The 23,291-nt window shown below is 61.4% G+C and carries 17 protein-coding genes; 7 read left to right on the top strand and 10 right to left on the bottom strand.

Annotation, left to right across the window (positions count from 1 at the left end; all coding sequences use genetic code 11):
* Positions 1-37: 37 nt before the first annotated feature.
* Both BLR20_RS03710 and BLR20_RS03705 read right to left on the bottom strand, forming a co-directional pair.
* Positions 38-988, bottom strand: a complete 951-nt coding sequence (locus tag BLR20_RS03710; protein ID WP_054993638.1) for a LysR family transcriptional regulator — start codon at positions 986-988, stop codon at positions 38-40.
* 107 nt (positions 989-1,095) lie between these two features.
* Positions 1,096-2,151 carry a GGDEF domain-containing protein gene (locus tag BLR20_RS03705; protein WP_054993639.1) on the bottom strand — a complete coding sequence of 352 codons (1,056 nt, stop codon included), beginning with the start codon at positions 2,149-2,151 and terminating at the stop codon, positions 1,096-1,098.
* Positions 2,152-2,554: 403 nt separating this feature from the next.
* Here BLR20_RS03705 and yghX point away from each other — a divergent pair, with 403 nt between their 5' ends.
* The gene (gene yghX, locus BLR20_RS03700) at positions 2,555-3,442 is read left to right on the top strand and encodes a YghX family hydrolase (protein ID WP_003416575.1); all 888 of its coding nucleotides are present in this window, start codon (positions 2,555-2,557) and stop codon (positions 3,440-3,442) included.
* A gap of 311 nt (positions 3,443-3,753) precedes the next feature.
* On the opposite strand, the gene ydiJ is transcribed toward yghX, so the two are convergent.
* Positions 3,754-6,810, bottom strand: a complete 3,057-nt coding sequence (gene ydiJ / locus BLR20_RS03690) for a D-2-hydroxyglutarate dehydrogenase YdiJ (RefSeq protein WP_054993640.1) — start codon at positions 6,808-6,810, stop codon at positions 3,754-3,756.
* Between the two features lie 150 nt (positions 6,811-6,960).
* On the opposite strand from ydiJ, the gene BLR20_RS03685 reads away from it, so the two are divergent.
* The 4 genes from BLR20_RS03685 to BLR20_RS03670 all read left to right on the top strand — a co-directional run bounded on the left by BLR20_RS03685 (position 6,961) and on the right by BLR20_RS03670 (position 11,557).
* Positions 6,961-7,866 (top strand): LysR substrate-binding domain-containing protein, encoded by a 906-nt coding sequence (locus tag BLR20_RS03685; RefSeq protein WP_010433972.1) that lies wholly within the window; start codon positions 6,961-6,963, stop codon positions 7,864-7,866.
* Between the two features lie 24 nt (positions 7,867-7,890).
* Complete coding sequence (locus tag BLR20_RS03680; RefSeq protein WP_010433974.1) at positions 7,891-8,802, top strand: LysR substrate-binding domain-containing protein; 912 nt, start codon at positions 7,891-7,893, stop codon at positions 8,800-8,802.
* 188 nt (positions 8,803-8,990) lie between these two features.
* Positions 8,991-10,301 carry an MFS transporter gene (locus BLR20_RS03675; RefSeq protein WP_054993641.1) on the top strand — a complete coding sequence of 437 codons (1,311 nt, stop codon included), beginning with the start codon at positions 8,991-8,993 and terminating at the stop codon, positions 10,299-10,301.
* A complete protein-coding gene (locus BLR20_RS03670) occupies positions 10,298-11,557 on the top strand; it encodes a metal-dependent hydrolase family protein (protein WP_054993642.1) in 1,260 nt (419 codons plus the stop codon). Before BLR20_RS03675 ends, BLR20_RS03670 begins: the two co-directional genes overlap by 4 nt.
* A 19-nt stretch (positions 11,558-11,576) precedes the next feature.
* Here the strand turns inward: BLR20_RS03670 and BLR20_RS03665 are convergent, their stop codons facing one another.
* Together BLR20_RS03665 and BLR20_RS03660 are read right to left on the bottom strand one after the other, a co-directional pair.
* The gene (locus tag BLR20_RS03665; protein WP_054993682.1) at positions 11,577-12,446 is read right to left on the bottom strand and encodes a polysaccharide deacetylase family protein; all 870 of its coding nucleotides are present in this window, start codon (positions 12,444-12,446) and stop codon (positions 11,577-11,579) included.
* A gap of 29 nt (positions 12,447-12,475) precedes the next feature.
* Complete coding sequence (locus BLR20_RS03660; RefSeq protein WP_010433986.1) at positions 12,476-13,624, bottom strand: GNAT family N-acetyltransferase/peptidase C39 family protein; 1,149 nt, start codon at positions 13,622-13,624, stop codon at positions 12,476-12,478.
* A 93-nt stretch (positions 13,625-13,717) separates the two neighbouring features.
* On the opposite strand from BLR20_RS03660, the gene BLR20_RS03655 reads away from it, so the two are divergent.
* Together BLR20_RS03655 and BLR20_RS03650 are read left to right on the top strand one after the other, a co-directional pair.
* Complete coding sequence (locus tag BLR20_RS03655) at positions 13,718-15,304, top strand: RimK family alpha-L-glutamate ligase (RefSeq protein WP_010433988.1); 1,587 nt, start codon at positions 13,718-13,720, stop codon at positions 15,302-15,304.
* Positions 15,305-15,308: 4 nt separating this feature from the next.
* Positions 15,309-16,238: a magnesium transporter CorA family protein gene (locus BLR20_RS03650; protein ID WP_003317664.1), complete on the top strand. Its 930-nt coding sequence runs from the start codon at positions 15,309-15,311 to the stop codon at positions 16,236-16,238.
* A 13-nt stretch (positions 16,239-16,251) separates the two neighbouring features.
* Here the strand turns inward: BLR20_RS03650 and BLR20_RS03645 are convergent, their stop codons facing one another.
* From BLR20_RS03645 to lexA, 5 genes are read right to left on the bottom strand one after another with little or no spacing between them, the layout of a single operon-like run.
* The gene (locus BLR20_RS03645) at positions 16,252-17,094 is read right to left on the bottom strand and encodes an urea carboxylase-associated family protein (protein WP_054993643.1); all 843 of its coding nucleotides are present in this window, start codon (positions 17,092-17,094) and stop codon (positions 16,252-16,254) included.
* Between the two features lie 55 nt (positions 17,095-17,149).
* Positions 17,150-20,245, bottom strand: a complete 3,096-nt coding sequence (locus BLR20_RS03640; RefSeq protein ID WP_054993644.1) for an error-prone DNA polymerase — start codon at positions 20,243-20,245, stop codon at positions 17,150-17,152.
* Entirely contained in the window at positions 20,242-21,672 is a 1,431-nt protein-coding gene (locus tag BLR20_RS03635) for a Y-family DNA polymerase (protein WP_054993645.1), read from the bottom strand. Before BLR20_RS03635 ends, BLR20_RS03640 begins: the two co-directional genes overlap by 4 nt.
* A 7-nt stretch (positions 21,673-21,679) precedes the next feature.
* On the bottom strand, positions 21,680-22,300 hold the full coding sequence (gene imuA / locus BLR20_RS03630; protein WP_054993683.1) for a translesion DNA synthesis-associated protein ImuA: 621 nt from the start codon (positions 22,298-22,300) through the stop codon (positions 21,680-21,682).
* Positions 22,300-22,917 (bottom strand): transcriptional repressor LexA, encoded by a 618-nt coding sequence (gene lexA, locus BLR20_RS03625; RefSeq protein ID WP_054993646.1) that lies wholly within the window; start codon positions 22,915-22,917, stop codon positions 22,300-22,302. The genes imuA and lexA overlap by 1 nt, the downstream gene beginning before the upstream one ends.
* Between the last annotated feature and the right edge of the window lie 374 nt (positions 22,918-23,291).

Here is a 23,291-nt window from a genome sequence, read left to right as displayed (position 1 = left end):
CCGATGCCTGGGGCTGAATGCTGCCAGCATTGCCCACTCACTCGGCATAAATGCTCTGTAACAGGGCATCATGCGCGCTGGCTTCGTGCATGATCATTTCCGGCAAGAGGATTTTTGCGCTGTCGGCAATTTCATTGATCAGCGCGCTCGCCACGTCCGACAACGGGCTGGCGAAGGCTGAAATCAGTCCGAAGAAAAACGGAATGTTGCAGGCGATTGGCCTGACTATCACGCCCTGCACCGGCACCCCCATCGCCGTGAACGGATCGACCAGTGCAATGCCCAGCCCGACCCTGGCCATCTGCATGGCAATCAGCGACGTATTGGTGTCCAGCATACGCGGCGGCTGACCACCCGCAGCCTGAAACGCCTTGTCGATGCGTCGACGAAAGCGATACGGGTTGGCCATGGTGATCAGCGTGTGCTGACGCAGCAGCTCCATCGACAGCACCTCATGCGCGGCCAGCGCCGAATCGGCGGGCAATACCGCCACACAAGGCGCCTCGCCGATCCAGTGGATTTCCAGACCACGATGCTCCAGCGGCAGGCTGACCGCTCCCAGATCCATGGTTTTCGACAGAACAGCCTGAACCACATTCTCCGGGGACATGCTCTGTAGCTGAATCTGTTGCGGACGCAGATGCTCGGGCAGGCGCGACAAGGCCGCAGGCAACAGACCGGCTGCCAGGGCCGAGATCGCCACCAGCTTGATCTGGTGGTTCTCCTCCTGGGCTATGTGCTGCGCACGCTGGTGAATGTTGCGCACCCCCAGCAGCGCACTTTCCACTTCGCCATACATCATGAACGCCTTGTGGGTAGGCGTGACCTTCGGCCCACTGCGTTCGAACAACGCGAAGCCCAGTTCCTGCTCAAGTTCCTGAATGGCCCGGGTGACCGAGGGCTGAGATCGGCCGAGCATTTTCCCTGCCGCCGTGACACTGCCTGCCGACATGACCGCCGCGAAGGCTTCGAGCTGACGCAAATCCATAAGCATGCCTTGATCGATACACCGCCAATGAGGACGCACGACACAGTGCTCCCCGGTTCAAAGCGCGAAAGTCTACACGCTGGTAGCGTCTGGCGTGAGCAAGCAGCTCATCCGGCGATCATTACCCGGTTTCGGCCCTGCTGTTTGCCCATGTACAGCGACGTGTCGGCACGATTGAGGGCCAGCTGAAACGCCTCGCCGGTGGCGATGGTCGCCACAGCGACTGTGGCGCTGACGGCAATGACGCGCTCATTGATCCGCCCGGCCTCCTCGGCGATACGCCGCCAGATACGTTCGGCCGCGCGCAGCGCATCTTCGGGCGAGGTGTCAGGCATGAGCACCAGAAACTCCTCGCCGCCCCAACGCGCCGCCATATCGCTGCTGCGCACGCTTGAACCGATGATCTCGGCCACACGTTGCAGAACCACATCGCCGGTTTCATGCCCGTGGACATCATTGATCTGTTTGAAATGATCGATGTCGAGCAGGATCAACGAAGCCGACAGCCCCTGCCGCCTGGCTTCCAGCTCGCGTATGCGATGCAGCACTCGTCTGCGCGTGTAGAGATTGGTCAGGCTGTCGCGGTTGGCGATATGAAACAGGCTCAGTTGCATCGACGAGGTGAAACGTACCGACAATGCAGTGGCGTAAATCGACAGTGTGGTTGCTGTGAGTACGTTGACAATACCGAACGCATTGAGCACGTTCTGGCTTAGACCGGATCCCTGCCCCGTGTATCGGCGAAAGGCGAAGCAGCCCACCAGCGACAGCAGGATCGCCACGCTGTAGACAATGCGTCTGACGACGTTCAGTTGAAAGGTGAAGGCGATGATGGGAATCACACAGAATATGTAAAAGCTGAAGTTGCTTTCCCAGCCCAGTTGCCATGTCGCGAGCACGGCATGGCCGATGATCTCCAGGCACATCAGCTGTCCGGCCTGCCGATGCCGACGCCTGCGGATCAGGTGAATGCAACTGACGTAAACCAGTGTGCTGACGATGTTTGCCACCCACATGATCTTCATGCCCAGCCCCAGGAACACTGTCAGCAACACACAGTGAATGCCCAGAGCGACATAGACGATCGGGGTGATGTGGTTCCAGAACTGGATAGCCGTGTCCTTGAACAGCTGGGTGCGGTCTTCCGTCGGAAGGCTCATCATCACGTTATCTCGAAAAGCAGGTGGAATATGACCATCAGCGTAGGGTTGAGATCATGATGTATTGTCGGCGCGAGCCGACGCCGCTTTATGCAGCGACTGGATAATATGCTTGTCTACGGCGCCCGAACACCGTGAATGCCGTAAGGAGTCAAATGGACATCATCGAGCCCGGGTAGTGCAATCCGATGCCTGATTTTTTCCTGTTCCGCTGGCCGTCGGCAGCGACCGACAACGTGCAGTCGTTTGCACCCACTCGCAGTGGATGGCGGTTTTTCGTCGTTTTACAGTAGCGATCCCGATTCGCCGGAAATACTATCGGGGCCGGACATGATGTTGATCACGCATTGCCCGTCAGCCCGCCAAGATGCAGGCAGCCCTGAATGATTCGGAAGGAAGCGTACCGATGGAACGTCTCACCGCAAAAGACTTTGCTCCTGAACTGCTTGAGCTTTATGACTACTACGCACACGGCAGGATCAATCGGCGCGAGTTTCTCGATCGTGCAGCGCTGTTTACCTTTGGCGGCCTTACCGCCAGTGCGCTGCTTGCCTCGCTGAGCCCCAACTACGCGCTCGCCGAACAGGTGGAATTCACAGACCCGGACATTATTGCCGAGTACGTTTCCTACCCATCGCCCAAGGGACATGGTCAGGTTCGAGGCTATCTGGTACGGCCGGCCAAAGCGGCCGGAAAAGTACCGGCAGTGGTTGTCGCACATGAGAATCGCGGCTTGAACCCCTACATCGAAGACGTGGCGCGCCGCGTTGCCAAAGCCGGTTTCATTGCGCTGGCACCTGATGGACTGTCATCGGTCGGCGGCTATCCGGGCAACGATGACAAGGGCCGTGAGCTGCAGCAGACGGTCAACCCGGAAAAGCTCATGAACGACTTCTTTGCCGCCATCGAGTGGCTGATGAAGCATGACGCGACCACCGGCAAGGTCGGCATCACCGGTTTCTGCTACGGCGGCGGTGTGGCCAATGCCGCGGCGGTTGCGTATCCGGAGCTGGGCGCAGCGGTGTCGTTCTACGGGCGTCAGCCCAATGCCGAAGACGTGGTGAAGATCAAGGCGCCAGTGATGATTCACTACGGCGAACTGGATACTCGTATCAACGAAGGCTGGCCAGCCTATGAAAAAGCCTTGAAAGCTGCGGGCAAGACGTACGAAACGTACATTTATCCGGGCGCCAATCATGGTTTTCACAACGACTCCACCCCACGTTACGACGAAGCAGCGGCGAAACTGGCCTGGGACCGCACATTGGGGTGGTTCAACAAGTATCTGGTTTAAGTTCTGACCGAACGGCGCGGCACAGATCGGTGACGCAGAGCGTCACGCAAGGCATTCCCACGCTGGAGCGTGAGGAACGATCATCCACTATCGTGCGACGCTCCGCGTCCTCATGCCGTTCTGGACGCTCCGCGTTCTCCTTGTGATGCGGAGCGTCGCCCACTGCGTCCCCACGCTTGAGCGTGCGGCACGATCAGCCACTATCGTGCGACGCTCCGCGTCGTCATGCCGTTCTGGACGCTCCGCGTCCTCCTTGTGATGCGGAGCGTCGCTCACTGCGTCCCCACGCTTGGGCGTGCGGCACGATAGTCTCAACTATCACAGCGCCCGCGCACCCTCTCCAGCAGCACCTGCAATGGATGCTGCACCACTTTGCCGTCCTGGTGCTTGACCTGGCTGCGGCATGAGTAGCCGTCGGCGACCAGTCGGCCGTCACCGCCATGCCGGGCTACCAGTGGCTGCCAGGACTGACGGTAGATGGTGTCGCTGGTTTTCGCGTTTCGGGTTTCATGCCCATAGGTGCCGGACATCCCGCAGCAACCGCTGGCCAGCACCTCCAGCTTGAGACCGGCGCGGGCGAAGGCTTTCTGCCAGAGGCCGACACTGGCAGGCTCGTTGGTCTTCTCGGTGCAATGCGGCAGGAAGTAGTACGTTTCTGCCGACGCTCCATCACGACCTTCCTCGACCGTAGACGCCAGCCACTCCTGCGGCAGCAGGACCTCGGGCACATTCTCGCTGCCCAGTGTCTTGCTGTACTCCTGGCGATAGACCAGGGTCATGGCCGGGTCCAGACCGATCAACGGGATACCGTACCCGGCCAGCTTGCCAAGCGACTGGCTGTTGAAAGCGGCAGCCTTCTCGAACGCCTGCAGAAAACCCTGCACCTGCAGCGGTTTGCCATTGGGCGCAAACGGCGCGAGGTAGACCTGATAACCGAGACGCGAAATCAGCTCCAGCCAGTCTGCCGCCAGCGGGGTTTCGAAGTATCGGGTGAATGCATCCTGAACCAGCACCACCGTGCGTTTGCGCTCCTCCTCGCTCAGAGCGGCCAGACGCTGCGGCGTGGCAATGCCCACATTCCAGCGGGCGCAGGCCGCGCGGAAGTCGGTCAGGCTCAATAACGGGCTGTCGACCATACCGGCTACATGCTCAAGCAGGTAACGCACTGGCTTTGCGCCCATGATCGCGTTGTACAGCTTCGGAAAGCGCGCCAGGTGCGGGATGCTGAACTCCAGCGAGCCAATCAGGTAATCCTTGATCGGGCGCAGGTAGCGGCTGTGATACAGCTCGAGAAAGCGCGAACGGAACTCGGGCACGTTGACTTTCACCGGGCATTGTCCCGCGCAGGACTTGCAGGCCAGGCAACCGGCCATGGCGTCGTAGACTTCGTGGGAGAAATCCTTCTGCCCCGTCACTCTGGCAACGCTGTTGACGGTTCGCTCGGCAAGACTTTTCAGCACATTGGCACTGCGCGCCCTGGCGCTGGCGGTGAGCACATCGACGTCCTGCTCACCTTGCAGACGCAGCCATTCCCTGACCAGCGAAGCGCGGCCCTTGGGTGAGTGAATGCGGTCACGGGTGGCTTTCCAGGACGGGCACATGGCGTCGTCGGTGTCATAGTTGTAGCAGGCGCCATTGCCATTGCAGTGCAGCGCGCTGTCGTAGCTTTGCCAGACCCGTTCGTCGATCGTGCGATCCAGATCGCCGCGCAACGTCACCTCATCCACCTGCGTCAGGCGCGCTTCCGGCACGCTGGCAGGCGTGGCGATCTTGCCGGGGTTGAGCTGGTTGAACGGGTCGCAGGCGGCCTTGAGGGCCTGCAACGCGGGATACAGCTCGCCGAAATATTCAGGCACGTATTGCGAACGCAGGCCCTTGCCATGCTCGCCCCACAACAGCCCGCCGTAGCGCTTTGTCAGCGCGGCGACGGCGTCGGAGATTGGCCGAATCAGCGCAGCCTGCGCGGGGTCCTTCATGTCCAGAATCGGCCGCACGTGCAGCACGCCGGCATCCACATGACCAAACATGCCGTATTGCAGCCCGTAGCTGTCCAGCAGCGCACGGAACTCCTGAATGTAATCGGCGAGATTTTCCGGTGGCACGGCAGTGTCTTCAACAAACGGCTGCGGTCGCGCTTCACCCTTGACGTTGCCGAGTAAGCCCACCGAGCGCTTGCGCATGGTGTAGACCCGGTTCACTGCCGCGCTGCCAGCCGCCAGCGTGTGGCCGAGGCGCACTACCGACGTGTCGGTCTGCAGGTGCGCAACGAACGCATGAACGCGCTGCTCGACTTCACTTAACTCATCGCCGCTGAATTCGATCAGGTTGATGCCCAGCGTCGGCGTCGCAGGGTCTTGCGGGAAATACTCGGCCACGCCATGCCAGACGATATCCTGCATGGCCAGCATCAGCACCTTGGAGTCCACGGTCTCGATGGACAGCGGTTTGTGCGCCATCAACGCCTTGGCGTCGCGCAATGCGTCCATGAAACCGGCATAGCGAACGTTGACCAGAATCGAATGTTTGGGGATCGGCAGGACGTTGAGCCGGGCCTCGACGATAAACCCCAGCGAACCTTCAGAACCGCAGAGCACGCTGTTGAGGTTGAAACGGCCGTCCTCCTCGCGCAGGTGCGCCAGATCGTAGCCGGTCAGGCAGCGGTTAAGCGGCGGAAAGACCTCCTTGATCAATTGTGCCTGCGTATCGGCAATCTCCTGCGCGCAGCGATAGACGTCGCCGGCGCGGTCGACGCGTGCCTGTTCGCTGGCCAGCTGCCCGGCACTCAATGCATGGCTGTTGACGTACGAACCGCCCAGCAGCACCGTGGACAGCTCAAGGACGTGATCACGGGTCTTGCCGTAGGTGCAACTGCCCTGCCCGCTGGCATCGGTGTTGATCATGCCGCCAATCGTGGCGCGGTTGGAGGTCGACAGTTCCGGCGCGAAAAACAGCCCGTGCGGCTTGAGCGCGGCATTGAGCTGGTCCTTGACCACACCGGTCTGCACGCGCACCCAACGTTCCTCGACGTTGATCTCGAGTATCGCGTTCATGTGCCGCGACAGGTCGACCACCACCCCATCGGTCAGCGATTGCCCGTTGGTCCCGGTGCCGCCGCCACGCGGGGTCAACACTACCTGTTTGTGCTCGGGCCGCGCTGCCAGCCGGGCGACGATTGCGACGTCATGGCTGTCCATCGGGAACACGGCAGCCTGTGGCAGGCGCTGGTAGATGGAGTTGTCAGTGGCCAGCACTGTGCGCGAACCATGGTCACGGGCTATTTCGCCACCAAAGCCGCCCTCCGCCAGGGCATTGAGGAAACGGTCATAGTGACCGACCTGCTCGGAAGTCGGTTTCAACAGCGCAATCATGGTGGTCTTCCTCGCTAGGCGTTTTATATGCAAAGCACGTATGCTTCGAAACGCTCGAGTGCATGGCGTTATCAACGGTTAGCGTGATTCTCCGGCCTGTCATGCTTCAGTGCAAACGTAAAACCTGCCGTTTTTCCATGAGCTTTATGAATGAACACCCGAAGACTGACGCCCTCGATGTCGCTGCTGCTCGCCTTCGAGGCGGCCGCCCGGCATGGCAGCTTTACCAAGGCCGCAGACGAACTGGCCCTGACCCAGAGCGCCGTCAGCCGGCAGGTACAGGCGCTGGAGGCGCAGCTGGAAGTCGAGCTGTTCAAGCGTGACGGCAGGCGCATCGAGCTGACCACCGCAGGCGCGCTGTATCAGCATGAGCTGGCTGCCGCGCTGGGACGTATCCGCAGTGCAACCCTGCAAACCATCGCGCACAAGGCCGAAGGCGGCACTCTGCACCTGGCCGTGCTGCCCACCTTCGGTTCGAAGTGGCTGCTGCCGCGGATGAATGACTTTTACACCCGGCATCCGGGCTATGTGGTGCATATCCATTCACGCATCGTGCATGCCGACCTGACACCCGCCGCCAGCGAAATGAACGCGATCATTTGTGCCGGCAACGGCAACTGGCCCGGTTATATCGCCCATCCGCTGGTCAGTGAAAAACTGGTGGTCATTGCCAGCCCGGCTGCCCTTGCCGGCTACCAGTCGATGACCCCGGCACAGGTGGCCCAGCATTCGTTGCTGAGCGTGGTGTCCCGACCCAATGCCTGGTCGGACTGGTTCGACAGTAATCGCCTGGACCACCACATCATGCGCCCCGGCCCAAGTTTCGAACTGACCTCGCACCTGATCCAGGCCGTCGCGGCCGGCATTGGTATCGCACTGGTGCCACGCATTCTGGTGCAGGACGAAATCCACAGCGGCGAACTGGTCACCCTGTTCGAGCCTCTGGACAGCGGACGCAATTACTACCTGGCCTACGCCACGCGCTTTCAGAACCTGCCATCGCTGTGCGTGTTCAGGGACTGGCTGCTGTCGACGCCGTTTCCCGACCCTTTGTAAAACCTGCCCGCAACAGGAGCCACTGTGCGTATCGAGCCCCTTCCGCCGCTGCAGAACCTGATCGCTTTCGAAGCCGCCGTCCGGCATGGCAGTTTCACCCGTGCCGCCACCGAACTGAACCTGACCCAGAGCGCGATCAGCCGTCAGGTCGCGCAACTGGAGGAGTTTCTCGGCCGCGCGCTGTTTCGTCGTGAACACAAGCGCATTCATCTGACGGTCGCCGGGCAAATTTACGCCGAGCAGATCCAGCGCGTACTGACCCTGTGCGCCGAGGCCACCGCTCAGGTGATCACTCACAGCGGCGATCAGCAACTGACCCTGGCCTGCTCCAGTGGCGTGGCGGCGTTGTGGCTGGGGCCTTTGCTGGGACGTTATCGCGATGCCTTCCCGGCCGTGGATATCCGCCTGCGCGTGGTCGACGGGCTGGATTCGCTGATTCGCGCCGAATTCGATCTGGCGTTGTATTTTCTGCGCGAAGTCTCACCGGCGGGTCTCGACAGCCGTCTGCTGTTCGCCGAATCGGTCAACGCCTACTGCTCGCCCGACTACCTGGACGGGCGTCTGCTGGAGCCCGCGCAACTGCTGGAACATTGCCTGCTGATGCTCGAAGACGGCCAGCGTCAATGGCTGTCGTGGGGTGACTGGTTCGGGCGCCAGGGGGTCGATGCGTCGCTGATCCGCAAGCGCATGACCGTCAACCTGTATCCGGTGCTGGTCGACCTGGCCGTCGCCGGGCACGGCATAGTGCTCGGCTGGCAGCCGATGATTGATCGTCACGTGCGGTCCGGCGCGCTGGTGCCGGCCTGCCGCAAGAGCGTTGGTGCGGTAGGCGGCTATTACTTGCTGACACCCAGCGGCAAGACGCCGCGGCGTGCCGCACGCGCCTTCGAGAAATGGCTGGCAGACGAAATAGCCACACTGGTTCCACCGCTCTGAAACTTGCATGCGCCTGGCGCATGCAAATCTGCGTAATAAGCGTTTTCTTAAAATCGGTCCAGCGCCTACTCTCGACTGAAACGGGCAAAAAGACCTGACTCAGCCGCACTCACACCCACCCTGCCCCTCAATCAATGCAGCCGATGCAGGGGGCTTCCCTGCGTGTATCGCATGCAGGAGCCTATCCAGTGAGCACACCACAATCCTCTGCTTCACGCACCCATGAACAAAAGGCACGCCGCGCGGTGGTCGCCACTGTCATCGGCAATGGCCTTGAATGGTTTGACTTCACGGTCTACAGCTTCTTCTCGGTGATCATCGCCAAGGTGTTCTTCCCCACTGGCAGCGAACTGACTTCTTACCTGCTGGCGCTGGCAACCTTCGGGGTGGGCTTCTTCATGCGCCCGGTGGGCGGCATTGTGCTGGGCATCTACAGCGACAAGCGCGGGCGCAAGGCGGCACTGTCGCTGACCATCCTGCTGATGGCGCTGGGTACGCTGATCATCGGGCTGACGCCCAGCTTTGCGCAGATCGGTTATCTGGCACCGCTGCTGATTGTCCTGGCGCGCCTGCTGCAAGGGTTCTCTGCCGGTGGCGAGATGGGCAGCGCCACGGCGTTTCTCACCGAGCATGCGCCTGAGGGCAAAAAAGCCTTCTACTCCAGCTGGATTCAGGCCAGCATCGGCGTCGCGGTGCTGCTGGGTTCCGCGCTGGGCGCGGTGCTGTCCAGTTACCTGACCCAGGCTCAGCTCGAAAGCTGGGGCTGGAGGGTGCCGTTTCTGATCGGCACGCTGATCGGGCCGGTCGGCTTCTATATTCGCAGCCGGGTTGACGAGACACCTGCCTACAAGGCTGCAAAACCGGTCGAGTCGCCGCTGCGTGAAGTGATCAAGACCTACCCGCGACAGACCCTGATCAGCTTTTCGCTGGTCGTGCTCTGGACCGTCTGCACCTATGCCATCCTGTTTTACATCCCGTCCTACGCCCAGCGCGTGCTCGGCTTGCCGTCATGGATGGGCTTCAGCGCGGGCATGATGGGCGGCGCGGTGCTGATCGTCGCCACGCCGATTGTCGGCGCCCTGGCCGACCGCAGCGGGCATCGCCCCTGGCTGCTGGGCTCGGCCATTGCCATCTTCCTCAGCGCCTACCCGATGTTTCTGTTCATCAATCAGATGCCGGGGCTGTTTTCACTGCTGGTCTTTGAGCTGGTGCTCGGCCTGCTGATTTCCGCTTACATCGGCTCGATCCTCGCAGCCTTCGGTGAATTGCTGCCAACCCACGTGCTGTCCACCGGACTTTCGGTGGCCTACAACTTCGCCGTCACGATCTTCGGCGGTTTCGCCACCTTCACCATCACCTGGCTGATTGCCTCGACCGGCAGCAACCTGGCGCCGGCCTTCTACATCATGTTCGCCGCCATCGTCAGCGGTATTGGCGCACTGCTTTATCACGACCGTGCGCCTGCGGCCCATCAACCTTTGTCTGGAGCTTACCAATGAGTACCACTGAAGCCACACACCTGATCCTGCGCAACGGCCGCCTGCTGGACGTGCAACAAGGACAATTGATTTCGGGCCAGGAAATCGTGATCGAGGGTGAGCGCATTATCGAAGTACGTGCCGAGGGTGAACCGGCCCCGGCTGGCGCTCAGGTCATCGATCTGGGTGGCAGAACACTGATGCCCGGCCTGATCGACTGCCATGTGCACGTGCTGGCTTCCAACGCCAACCTGGGCATGAACGCCCTGCAACCCAACGCAATCATCATGTACCGCGCCTTGCCGATTCTGGCTGCGATGCTCGACCGTGGTTTTACCACCGTGCGCGATGCCGGCGGCGCTGACTGGGCGCTGGCCCGTTCGATTCAGATGGGCCTGATTCCCGGCCCGCGGATCTTCGCGTCGGGCAAGGCGCTGTCGCAGACCGGCGGCCATGGCGACATGCGTGCGCGCGGCGAACTGCTGCTCAACGAGCCCTGCTCCTGCTGCTTCCGTGCCGGGGCCATTGCCCGCGTGGTGGATGGCGTCGACAACGTGCGCCTGGCGGTGCGCGAAGAGCTGCAGCAAGGCGCCAACCAGATCAAGATCATGGCCTCGGGCGGTGTTTCCTCGCCAACCGACCCGATTGCCAATACCCAATACAGCGAAGCTGAAATTCGCGCCATCGTCGACGAGGCCGCCGCCGCGAACACGTACGTCATGGCCCATGCCTACACCGCCCGGGCGATTCGCCGCGCCATCGAATGCGGCGTCAGAACCATCGAACATGGCAACCTGGTCGATGCCGACACCGCGCGGCTGATGGCCGAGAAAGGCGCATTCGCGGTGCCCACCCAGGTCACTTACGAAATGCTCGCCGAATATGGCGAACGCTTCGGTCTGCCTGCAGACTCGGTCGCCAAGATCGAGGATGTGCGTCAGGCCGGGCGCAATGCCCTGCTGCTGTTCGCCGAAGCGGGCGTACCAATGGGCTATGGCTCGGATTTGCTGGGGGAAATGCACGAGTACCAGACTCATGAGTTGAAGATTCGCGCCGAACTGCTGGGTAATCTGGCAGCGTTGCGCAGTGCCACAAGTGTCGCGGCGCAGATCCTTCAGCGTGAAGGCGAACTGGGCTGTATAGCCGTCGGCGCGATGGCCGATCTGCTGGTGGTGGATGGCGACCCGCTGAGCGACATCAGTTGCCTGGTCGGTCAGGGCGAGCGCCTGGCGATGATTATCCAGGGCGGTCAGGTGCGCAAGAACACCCTGGCCTGACGCGTGGTCGTAGTCGTGGTCAGTGAGCGTTGCGGTCCCAGATCCAGTTCCACACACCGGGCAAGCTGACAGGCTCGCCCGCTCCCTTGACCGTTCGGGCCAGTGCCGCGCGCTGCAACTGCGCGCTGTCGTCATAGAACGGCTTGTCGGCGAGCCGCACGCCGGTCTGCGCGGCACTGTCGACCAGAATCTGCAGGTACTCCCGCGCATGCCGCGCGGTGTAGCGGTTCAGGTCATGGAAGGTCACCACCACCGGAATCACGCCATCCACCGCAGGCAGTTCTCCAGCGGCAATGCGCTCGCGCACCTGCGAGAGCTGGCTGACCATGTTGGAGCGGCGACGCAGGCTGAAGTTATAGCCCCAGATCTTGCCGTCATTGGCACTCAGGTCAGTGAGCAGTACCTGCAGATGGTGGCGCTGATAGGCGCTGAACGTGCGCTTGTCATAGTTCCAGAACGGCGGACGCAGCAAGGTGGTCGGCACGCCCGTGATCGAGGCAATGATCGCGCAGCCCTGGGTCAGGGATTGCTCCAGCGCCTCATCACTCAGCGAACGGTGGTTGGTGTGATGCGGCGTGGCGGTGTGAAAGCCCAGCAGGTGGCCTTCTTCATGCTGACGGCGCATGATCGCCCGGCCCTGATCGCTGTTACCCGCACCGGTTGCGCCAGTCTGCACGAAGAACACCGCCTTGATGCCCGGCTGCAGCGGATTGTCGGCCAGGCTGTCGAGCACGGTAATGCTGGGGTTGTAGAACGTCGAGGCGCTCGGCCCATCGTCGAAGGTCAGCAGAAAGCGCACCGGCGGCTGTTGCTGCAACTGCGCGGTGGTTTTCGCGGTCAGGGGGATCGGCGCACTGATGCAGGCCGACAGGCTCGCAGCGATGGCCATTACGCAAAAAGCCTTGAGCACGAACTTGATCACGGTAGGGAATCCTGTGGCCGGTCTGCTGAAGCGCACGCATGATCATCCACAGGCGCGGCAAACACAATCACTGCCGCACGAAGTTTATCGGCACCGAAACAACTCATGCGGTTGAAGTCGGCATGGCTTACCGGCATATGCTGGCAGTCGATGGCCTGCCGATGCAGGCTGTGATCGATATCAGGATCGTGCAGGTAGACAAAATCGCTGTCGCAGTCGGTGACCATCACCCAGTGCGGTGCCTTGGAGCGTGTCAGGCGGTAACTGCTGATCAGCACCAGCGGCTTGCCGCCGTCTGCCAGCAGGCCTGGCAGGTTCAGCGAGCGATTGGGCAGTGTCTGCACACCGGCGGTTTGCAGCGCATCACAGAACTGCTCGTGAACCAGGCGAATCACCTGTTTCTTGTTGTCACTGCGTACGCCGCCGAGAAACAACGGGCCTGAGACCGACACCAGCAGCTTCACCGCAAAGCCCCGTCGAAGAACCGCCAGCGCAAGCCCCTGAGGACTGCAGCCGCCGTGGCCGGAGGTCATGAACACCGTGGTCGCCTCGCGCCAGATCTGCAATTCTTCGGCACGCCCCATCGAGCGCGCAGGTTGCAGGGCTTTCATGGCCATCAACAGACAGGCAGGGCCACACGTGAACTCCAGAGTCTGCTGGTAGTAAGGCACTGAGCGGCTGTCCAGCCGGGCGTGTTCAACGATGCGCTTCTGGTAACGCAATGCCGGGGCATGGTCCTGGTAATAGTCGTCGACCTGAGCGAAACGCCGATAACCGCTGCGCTCGTAAAGCCCGATGGCCGCGCCGTTATCGGGGCGCACCTCGAGGCGCAGGTAAGCGCAGTCGCGACCCACGGCCTGCTGCTCGGCACGTTGCAACAACTGCCTGCCCAGCCCCTTGCCCCGCGCTGCATCGGCAATCGCCAGCGAATACAAGCGACCCAGCGAGGTGCCCCGATGAAACAGCACCAGCGCGTAGCCGGTGAGCTGTCCGGCCTGCTCGGCGACGATCAGGCTGGCATTGGCGCGACGGATCATCCAGTGAAAGCTGCGCGCGGTCAGACGGTCGCCGTCAAAACACTGGTTCTCCAGAAGCAGCAAGTCGTCGACATCGGTTTCAACTGCATCTCGAAATATAAAGTCCATCTCCACCGCCGTAAAAGTTGTGTAACGAAACGGGACATTTCAAAAAGCACATGCTTAATAGAAAGGACTTGTTTCCCATCGGATCGATTACACATGTCAGCGGCACAGGTGAAGATGAACGAAGTATCTGCGCAACTTGCGCTTTCAGCAACAACCAGACGTGCAGACCCCACAACACTCTTTGCAGCGCAGAGGCAACTGGTGATTATTGTCGAACGGCTCGAAGACTGGGCATCTTACTTCCCCAGCGAAGACTTGATCAGCGCCCAGGACTATCTGGAAAAACCGCTGAAAGCCACGGCAGGCAGGCGTGTGCAAGTCATCAACCTGTGCCGCAGCTACAAATACCTGGGCCACGGTTATTACTGTTCCCTGCTGGCCGAAGCGCGCCAACACAATGTCATTCCCTCGGTAAAGACCATCAGCGAGTTGACCCGCAAGTCACTCTACGGCCTGGCCCTCGATGACCTGGACAAGTTGCTGGAGACCGCACTTGAGGATCACCCTTATGACGACACCGAAGGGTTTACCCTGACGCTGTATTTCGGCCAGACCACACTTGAACCGTTGAAGGATCTTGCCCGTCAGTTGTTTGAAGTTTTCCCCTGTCCGATTCTGATGGTGGAGTTTCGCAAGCGCGACAACTGGCACATTGCAGGTATCAAGGCCGGTGCTCTACCGCGCTTGCGTGAGGATCAGCAGGATGAGTTCGCCACGGCGCTGGAAGGCTTCAGCCGCAACGTCTGGCGCCAGCCCAGTTCGCGGCGCATGGCCCGCTACGACCTGGCGATTCTGCATGACCCGCAGGAACAGCTGCCGCCTTCCAACCCTCAGGCGCTGGCCAATTTCATCCGCGTCGGTCAGCGCCTGGGCATTGATGTCGAGCTGATCGAAAAGAAAGACTACGCCCGCCTGGCCGAATACGACGCGCTGCTGATTCGCGAAACCACCAGCGTCGACAACCACACCTACCGGTTTGCCAAGAAAGCCGAAAGCGAGGGGCTGGTGGTCATGGATGACTCCACCTCGATTCTGCGCTGCACCAACAAGGTGTACCTGACCGACCTGCTCAAAAGCCATGACCTGGGCATGCCGCGAACGGAAATTCTCTACAAGGACCGCCCCGAAGAACTGCAGCACGTGGCTACACGCCTGGGCTTCCCGCTGGTATTGAAGATTCCCGACGGCTGCTTTTCCAGAGGTGTAATAAAGGTCAGCACGCCCGAGGAAATGCACACGGCGACGACCCAGCTGTTCGAGCACTCGGTATTGCTGCTGGCTCAGGAGTTTTTCTACACCGAGTACGACTGGCGCATCGGCATTCTCAATCGCAAGCCGATATTCGCCTGCCAGTACTTCATGTCCAAGGGGCATTGGCAGATCTACAACCACAAGGCGATCGGTGCCGAGGTGATTGGCGAATGCCGCACGCTGGCGGTACACGAAGCGCCGCGCGCCGTGGTCGAACTGGCGCTCAAGACCGCCAACCTGATTGGTGACGGCTTGTATGGCGTGGATTTGAAACAGTCAGGCGATCAAGTGGTGGTGATCGAGGTCAACGACAACCCGAACCTGGATGCCGGCATCGAAGACGCTTATCTGCAGGATGATCTGTACAGCCTGGTGCTGGAAGAGTTCGTCCGCCGTCTGGAGCTCAAGCGCCTCGGTCAGGCATGGTGAAACGATGATTCAGGGCCTGAAACTCGACAACAACCAGTTGCTGGCATGTGATCCGCAAAAGGCTCAGGTGCTGTGGTTCAGCAAACCTGATGCCGGAGAACGCAGATTATTGCTTGAGCGATTCCACCTTGATGAGCACGCCGTTGCATCGGCACTAGACCCGGACGAAATTTCGCGCATCGAGTTTCACCCTGATGCGTTGTTCGTCATCTGGAAACGTCCCGAGAACTATTCGGGCAAGGACAGCTTCTCGTTCGACGTTTCATCCTTTGGCGTGCTGCTGAGCCGGGACCAGCTGGTGCTGATCTGTGATGACGAGCAACCTTTGAGCGCGCTGGGGGCTCACCGCCCGTTGAACCAGCCGCTCGATATCCTTCTGGAGCTGCTGTTCAACAACATTCATCACTATCTGGGCCATTTGAAAGTCATCAAGATGGTCGCCCGGGAATTGCAGCAAAAATTCAACTCCTCACTGGAAAATCGCCATTTGCTGCAGATGTTCAACCTCAGCGAAAGTCTGGTGTATTACATCAACGCCATCCACAGCAACGGTGCGGTGCTGACGCGTCTGCGCAATCATGCGCAAGGCAGGCAATACGCAGCCGACAGCCTGGCGCTGATCGACGACATGATCATCGAGAACGATCAGTGCTATAAACAGGCGGAGATCTATTCCACGGTATTCGCCGGTCTGATGGATGCGCGCGGCAATCTGGTCAATAACAGCACCAACACCCTGCTGCGCAAACTGACGTTGATCAATGTGGTGTTTCTGCCGTTGAACCTGATTGCCGGGATCGGCGGCATGTCGGAATTCAGCATGATGACCGCCCCGCTGCACTGGTGGGTGTCTTACCCGGCACTGCTGCTGGCCATGCTCGGGATGGGGGCGGTGATGGTATGGGGGCTGCGCAGGATGGCTCGCGCAGCCTGAGCGGTCATTGCTCTCAATCGGCTTTGGCAATCTGCAGACCATGCAGGCCGTTGTAAGCCGCGCGCTCAGGGGACTGCCAGCCGTCAAGCAGCGACGCGTCAAGACTGTAGATTTCCACGCCCAGTGGTCGGCAGACGCTCAACGGGTCCTGCGCATCTGGCCCCCACATCGGCAGTGACAGGTCGCCACCGGGACAGGTCGACAAGGCACATAGCAGGTCGATTTCTGCGAAGAACTCCAGATAGTCGCCCTTCTGTGCCGGACAGGCTTTCATGAAATACAGGTCGTCATGGTTCAGGCCGGTGCACTGGAAGATGTTCAGTACATCGTGCACATCGAACTCGGTCAGCCCGTGCGGCAACACTGCGCGGGTCAGGTTGGAGTGGCAGTGATGGTGAAAGTCTTCGCCGGTCAGCATCTTGTTGACGTAGGGATCGCAGCGCGTGCCGAGCAGGTCATGCAGGCGGCCGCCATGCTCGTCGGTTCCGTAACTGGCCAGACTGTCATCGGTGATGGTTACCATTGGCCGCAAAAACGGCAGGTTCGACCACAACCGGTCATGGGTGCTGACATGCGCGCCCTGCAACTGCCGCGTGCGCGCAGCCCACAGCCGCTCGCGGGGATCGTTGGCGTTCCAGACATTGAAATCGCCGACTTGCGGGCCAACCGGTGTGGTGACCCGAAACACCTGGCCGGCCTTGACCTTCCAGGCCCGCCCGGCACGAATCGGCACTTCGAACTGTTCGACGAGGGTGCGTTGCTGCGCATTCGTGCGGATGCGCTCATAAAAGGCAGTGTCCACTTGCAGCGCCGCGCCTTTGCTGACCTGGTAAGCGGCTGGATAGTCTTTGTACATACTGGGCTTCTCGATGGCAGGATGTGCCGATTGATACTGCAAATTGCAGGCCCGATTATTGGAAGTCCCGGCTGCGCACATCCAGTCCGGTGAGCAACGGCGTCAGGTCGTACAGGCGCTGGGCAATCAGGTGCCGCACCCCGCTTTTCGATTCCAGTCGCCCGAACACCTGCAGCAATTGCGAACCCACCAGCACCTTGCGCTGACGCTCGGCCAGGTCGCGCCAGACCACCACATTGACCATGCCGAACTCATCTTCAAGGGTGACGAAGGTCACGCCACTCGCAGTGCCCGGTCGTTGACGGCCAATGACCAGCCCCGCCACGCTGAGGGTCCGGTCGTTTTCCAGGTGTAACAAGTCCTGTGAGCTGCGAAAGCGCTTGGCAGCCAGTTGCCTGCGCAGCAAGGCCAGCGGGTGTGGACCCAAGGTAGTACCCAGCGTTGTGTAGTCGGCCACCAGGTCTTCGGCCACGGTCGGCAGCGGCAAGATCACCTGGGGTTCTTCGCTGGGCAGGTCGTCGAACAGCGGTCGCTGGGCCTCAACCCCGGCCACTTCCCAGCGCGCCCGATGCCGATGGCCGATCAGGCCGCGCAAGGCACCGGAATCCGCCAGTGCTTCGGCGGCGCGCGAGTCCAGCTCGGCGCGCACCGTCAGGTCCGTGGCATCGACAAACGGCCGTTTCGCGCGCGCGGCTTCGATGCGCAAGGCATCTTCTTCACGAAAGCTGCGGACCATGCGCAGCCCGAGACGAATCGCCAGATTGCGCGTGCTGTCAGGATGATCGAGCGGCTCCAGCGAACAATCCCAGTCGCTGTAGCGCACATCCACCGGGCGGATTTCGATGTGATGACGGCGCGCGTCCTGCAACAACTGATCCGGGCTATAGAACCCCATCGGCCAGCTGTTGATCAGCGCGCAGGTGAACGCTGCCGGTTCGTGGCATTTGAGCCAGCAACTGGCGTAGGTCAGCAAGGCGAAACTGGCAGCATGCGACTCGGGAAACCCATAACTGCCAAAGCCCTTGATCTGTTCGAAGATCCGGTCGGCAAAGTCCGCTTCGTAACCGTTTTTCAGCATGCCCGTGCGCAGCCGTTCGCGATGCGGCTCCAGCCCGCCGTGACGTTTCCACGCGGCCATTGCGCGACGCAACTCGTCCGCTTCGCCCGGCGTGTAGTCGGCAGCCAGAATGGCCACTTCCATTACCTGCTCCTGAAACAGCGGCACCCCCAGGGTCCGCTTGAACACCGATTCAAGCTTGGGCGGATAGGTGACTGCCTCTTCGCGATTGCGCCGCCGCAGGTACGGATGAACCATATCGCCCTGGATAGGCCCTGGACGGACAATGGCGACCTCGATGACCAGGTCGTAGAATTTTTCCGGCCTGAGGCGCGGCAGCATGGCCATCTGCGCACGGGACTCGATCTGAAACACGCCGATGGTGTCGGCACGGCTGATCATTTCGTAGGTTTTCCGGTCGTCGCCCGGAAGAGTCGCCAGGGTCCATCGTTGGCCACGGTGCAGATGCACCAGATCGAACGTGCGGCGCAAGGCACTGAGCATGCCCAGTGCAAGAATATCGACTTTCAGCAGGCCGACCAGGTCCAGGTCGCCCTTGTCCCACTGGATGATGGTGCGGTCGGCCATTGCGGCGTTCTCGACCGGCACCAGTGTGTCCAGCGGGTGTTCGGAAATCACGAATCCCCCCGGGTGTTGCGACAGGTGCCGGGGAAAACCGATCAATTCGCCGGTCAGCGCCAGCACGCGCTTGAGGATCGGTGTGTCGGCATCGAAGCCGTATTCGCGCAAACGTTCAGGCGACGGCAGTGAATCGCTCCAGCGGCTGAAGGCTTCTGCCAGGGCATTGATCTGATCTGGCGGCAAGCCCAGCACCTTGGCCACGTCACGCATCGCGCCGGAGCCGTGATAAGTGCTGGCTACGGCAGTCAGCGCTGCCCTGCCCCGGCCATAGCGCCGGAAGATGTACTGAATGACTTCTTCGCGGCGGTCATGCTCGAAATCCACGTCGATGTCCGGCGGCTCGTTGCGCTCTCTGGAAATGAAGCGCTCAAACAGCAGGTTGCTCTTTTCCGGGTTCAGTTCGGTGATCCCCAGCGCATAACATACTGCCGAGTTGGCCGCCGAGCCGCGTCCCTGGCAAAGGATGTGCTGGCTGCGGGCAAACTCGACGATGTCATGCACGGTCAGAAAGTAGCTGTCGAACTTCTTTTCCGCGATCAGCGCCAGTTCCTTCTCGACCTGCGCACGGGTGGCCGGTGTCAGGCCGTCCGGCCAGCGCCGGCGAACACCGCGCTCGGTCAGTTCACGTAGCCAGGACGTGGGGGTCTGGCCCTTGGGGACCAGTTCATGCGGGTATTCATATTTCAAATCGCCCAGGTCGAACGTGCAGCGCCGGGCAATAAGCACCGACTCTGCCAGCAACCAGTCTGGATAATGCTCGCTGAGCACATCCAGAGGCCGCAGGTGGCGCTCGCCATTGGCAAACAACAGGTGGCCTGCCTCGGCCACTGTGGTGTGGTGGCGGATAGCAGTCATGGTGTCCTGCAGAGCGCGCCGGCCACGCGCGTGCATGTGCACATCACCGCTGGCCACTGCCGGGATACCCAGCGATTGCGCCAGCGCCAGCAGGTCGGCCAGCCGCTGCTCGTCATCCGGGCCACGGTGCAGCCCGACACCCAGCCACAGGCGCTCGGCAAATCGCTCACGCAACCAGCGTCCGCCTGCCAGACAGGCTTGAGCATCACCGTCGAGGTCCGGCAGCCAGAGTGCCAGCAACCCGTCCGGCGCAGGCTCGAAGTCTTCGCGCAACAAGCGGTATTCGCCTTTTTGGGCCCTGCGGCGCGCGACCGTGATCAATTTGCACAGCGCCTCATAGCCTGTCTGGTTTTCCACCAGCAAGACGACTTTCGGACCGTTTTCGATGTGCATTTCACTGCCGACGATCAAGGGCAGACCGGTGCTTGTGGACGCCTGCCAGGCGCGTACGATGCCGGCCAGGGTGCATTCGTCAGTGATTGCCAGCGCCTTGTAGCCATGACGCAACGCCCGTTCGAACAACTCGCTTGCGCTCGAGGCACCCCGCTGAAAGCTGAAGTTGGACAGGCAATGCAGCTCGGCGTATTCGCTGGTCATGCGAACCAGCCATGCAGCAGCAGTTCACCCTGCTCGCCAACCGCGCGATACGCCCAGGCGCGTTGACCACTGGCGGTTTCGACCAGGTAATAGTCGCGGCGCACATCGCTGCCGTCCCACCACCCGGATTCGATTCGCTCGGGCCCGGCCACGATGCGGGTCGCCTGCACCGGCAGCGGCTGAGGCTCGCGCAGCAGCCAGCCCGGACGCGTAAAGCCTCTGGCCGGCAGGACCGGTTTACTGCTGCTATGCGCTTGCCAGGCACATTCGGGACGATAATCGGCCTGGGCGCGCAAGCCATTGACCGACTCGTCGCCCAGACGCGCCCGCAGGCGCTCGCGCAGTTGCTCCCAGGGCAAGGTCTGCTGCACGCGCTCATCGAACAACTGACGGTGCGCCGGGACGAAATCCGGCAAGTCTCGCGCCAGCAGACGCACAGCACGTACCGGCGACGCTACCAGCACCTGTTCCAGCCTGCCGCGGGCCAGTTCGAAGAGCATCGACGCATCGCGCTCAGCGCTCAGCAGCCCGACTGGCACGACAGTCTCCGGCACGACGGTCTCCAGCCCTGGCACATGCTCGAGGTGCAGGGAAAATCGCTGCACGCCGCTGTCGCGTCCGGCCAGGAACAAGGCCAGATCGGCGATCAGCCGCTTGAGCGGAAACAGCAGGGCCTGATGGGACTCGACATCGAAATTCAGCTCGATGCGTACATCGAAGAAGTCCGGCGGCGTGTAGCACTCCAGCGCCACGGGGCGCTCGCCAAGCAAGGTATCGAGGTGCTGCAGCACGCTGGCCGGAAACCGCCGGGCCAGCGTATCGCGTGGCAGCGCCAGCACCTGCCGCACGCTGCGCAGCCCCATGCGTGTCAGGGCGGTAGCGGTTTCGCGGCTCAGGCCGATGCGTTCCAGCGGCATCTGCTCCAGACAGCGGCGCAATTCATGCGGACAGTCGATGCTCAGTCCGTCATGCATGTTGGCCAGCATCCGTGCGGCTATCGGGTTGGGCGCGACCACGATGCGATGGCGGAAACCCTGCGTGGTCAGCTCTTCACGCAAACGCGCCTCGAACACCGGCCAGGGGCCGAACAGCTTGAGGCTGGATTCGATTTCCATCAGCAGCACCCGCGGGTACTTGAGGCTGACATTGGAACTGAAACCGTAGGCCCAGGCCGCGAGCAGTTGCTGCAAGCGCTCGATATCGGCCGGGTCATGCTCGATCGTGGTGAAATTCGGCACCAGTGCCTGTGCTGCGGTCAGTGACTGCCCGGCTTTCAGACCCAACGCACGCGCAGCCGGATTGACGCTCTGCAACACGCGACGTTGAGCACTGCCGCTGATCAGCGCCAGCGGTTCATCGGGGTCGACGTGACGACGCATGACGCCGTCCAGCGCCAGTTGCGGCAGCAAGACACAGGCCCAGAGCATAAGAACCTCAAGCGTCGGTCGGGAACGGAATGGGAAAAGGCGGCGCAAGTCCGCCCCGGCATTTGAGCACCCGCAACTGTGCGGGACGGGTATCGATCGCTATGCGCAGGGCCGCAGGTGAAGGGTTGGCGGCGGCCTGCTGCGGACGACAGGCAAAGGCAAGGGTCTGCCCGGTTTCGGCAGCCACCTGCAAGCGGCGCAGCGCACGGTCATCGACCATGCCGGGCCAGCACACCACCGCGCCACAACTGCCGGAGCGCAGGCATTGCTCGGCGGCCCACAAGGCATCGCGGGTAGTCGCCTCGATCACCACCAACTGGCGCAGATCGACGCCGGCGGCCAGCCAGGCCTGTGGGTACGGAATATAGGGCGGTGCGACCAGCACAATGCGCTCACCGAGCGCGGAAAGCCGGGCCAGACTCGGCCACAGCAGGCGCAGTTCGCCACTGCCATTGGCCGGGATGAGGATTTCAGTCAGGGCCGCAGCAGGCCAGCCGCCGGAGGGCAAGGCAGCGTCCAGCAGCGCATGGCCACTGGGCTGCTGGCTGATCTGTGGCGCGCTCTGCTGACGCCCTTTCCAGACCCTGCGCTCATCCAGCAAGGCGTCCAGGCTGACCACCGCGCCCATCATTCGCGGCGCACCAGCCCGCAGAACACACCTTCGATGGCGAAGTCCTGATCGGGCGTGACGATGATCGGTTCGTAGGCCGGGTTGCGCGGCAACAGGCGCACCTGGTCGGCGCGGCGTTGCAGGCGTTTGATGGTCACCTCGCCGTCCAGACGGGCAACCACGATCTGCCCGTCACTGGCCTGCGGGTTACGGTGCACGCCAACCAGATCACCATCGAGAATACCGTCCTCGATCATCGAGTCACCCTGCACGCGCAGCAGGTAGTCCGGCACACGGGTAAAGGTGCTGCGGTCCAGGTGCAGCGTGGTGTGTATATCGAGATCAGGCCCGATCGGTGCGCCCGCCGCCACGCGCCCCAGTACCGGAATTTCCAGCAATTCGGGCCGCGGCTCACTGCTCAGCAGGCGAATCCCCCGGGCCTGATGCGGTACCACTTCGATCAGCCCGGCTTCAGTGAGGGCCACAATGTGTTTGCGCGCCACGCTACGTGAAGCAAAACCGAAGGCCTCGGAAATTTCCGCCAGGCTCGGTGATTGCCCCTGCTGCGCGATGCGATCGCGGATGAAGGTAAGGATGGCGCTGCGTCGAGGAGATAATATGTTCATGGAGTACATTTGTACTCCATTCGGTATTGTGTGGCTAGCGCGCTTTGTCGGATTGGAGCGTAGGGATTATGAGCTCAGGGGCAGACGCACAGAGGGCATAACGTTCAAATACAACCATTGCGTCACACAGTGGTTCTGCGAGGTAGCTGGATCGTAAAGGGGTAAGCAAGCGTTGACCAACAGCTTGCAACACCGCTCGATACAGGACTTGTCACACCCGAGGGCGCATCAAAACTCCTCATCCAGAGGCGCACGACAGATACCCACGCAGGCTTGACAAGGAATATTGGTGAACACAGAGCTGATGAGAGTTCGCTCACAGTGGGGTCATTCCGACTTTTCTACCTGATTCTCAGGGCACTTCGCGAAAATTAAGACTCCTC

This window comes from Pseudomonas congelans (assembly GCF_900103225.1).
In the GTDB taxonomy this organism is placed as follows: domain Bacteria; phylum Pseudomonadota; class Gammaproteobacteria; order Pseudomonadales; family Pseudomonadaceae; genus Aquipseudomonas; species Aquipseudomonas congelans.
Note: the sequence above shows the minus strand (reverse complement) of the source record. Positions and strands in the feature narration are given on the sequence as shown.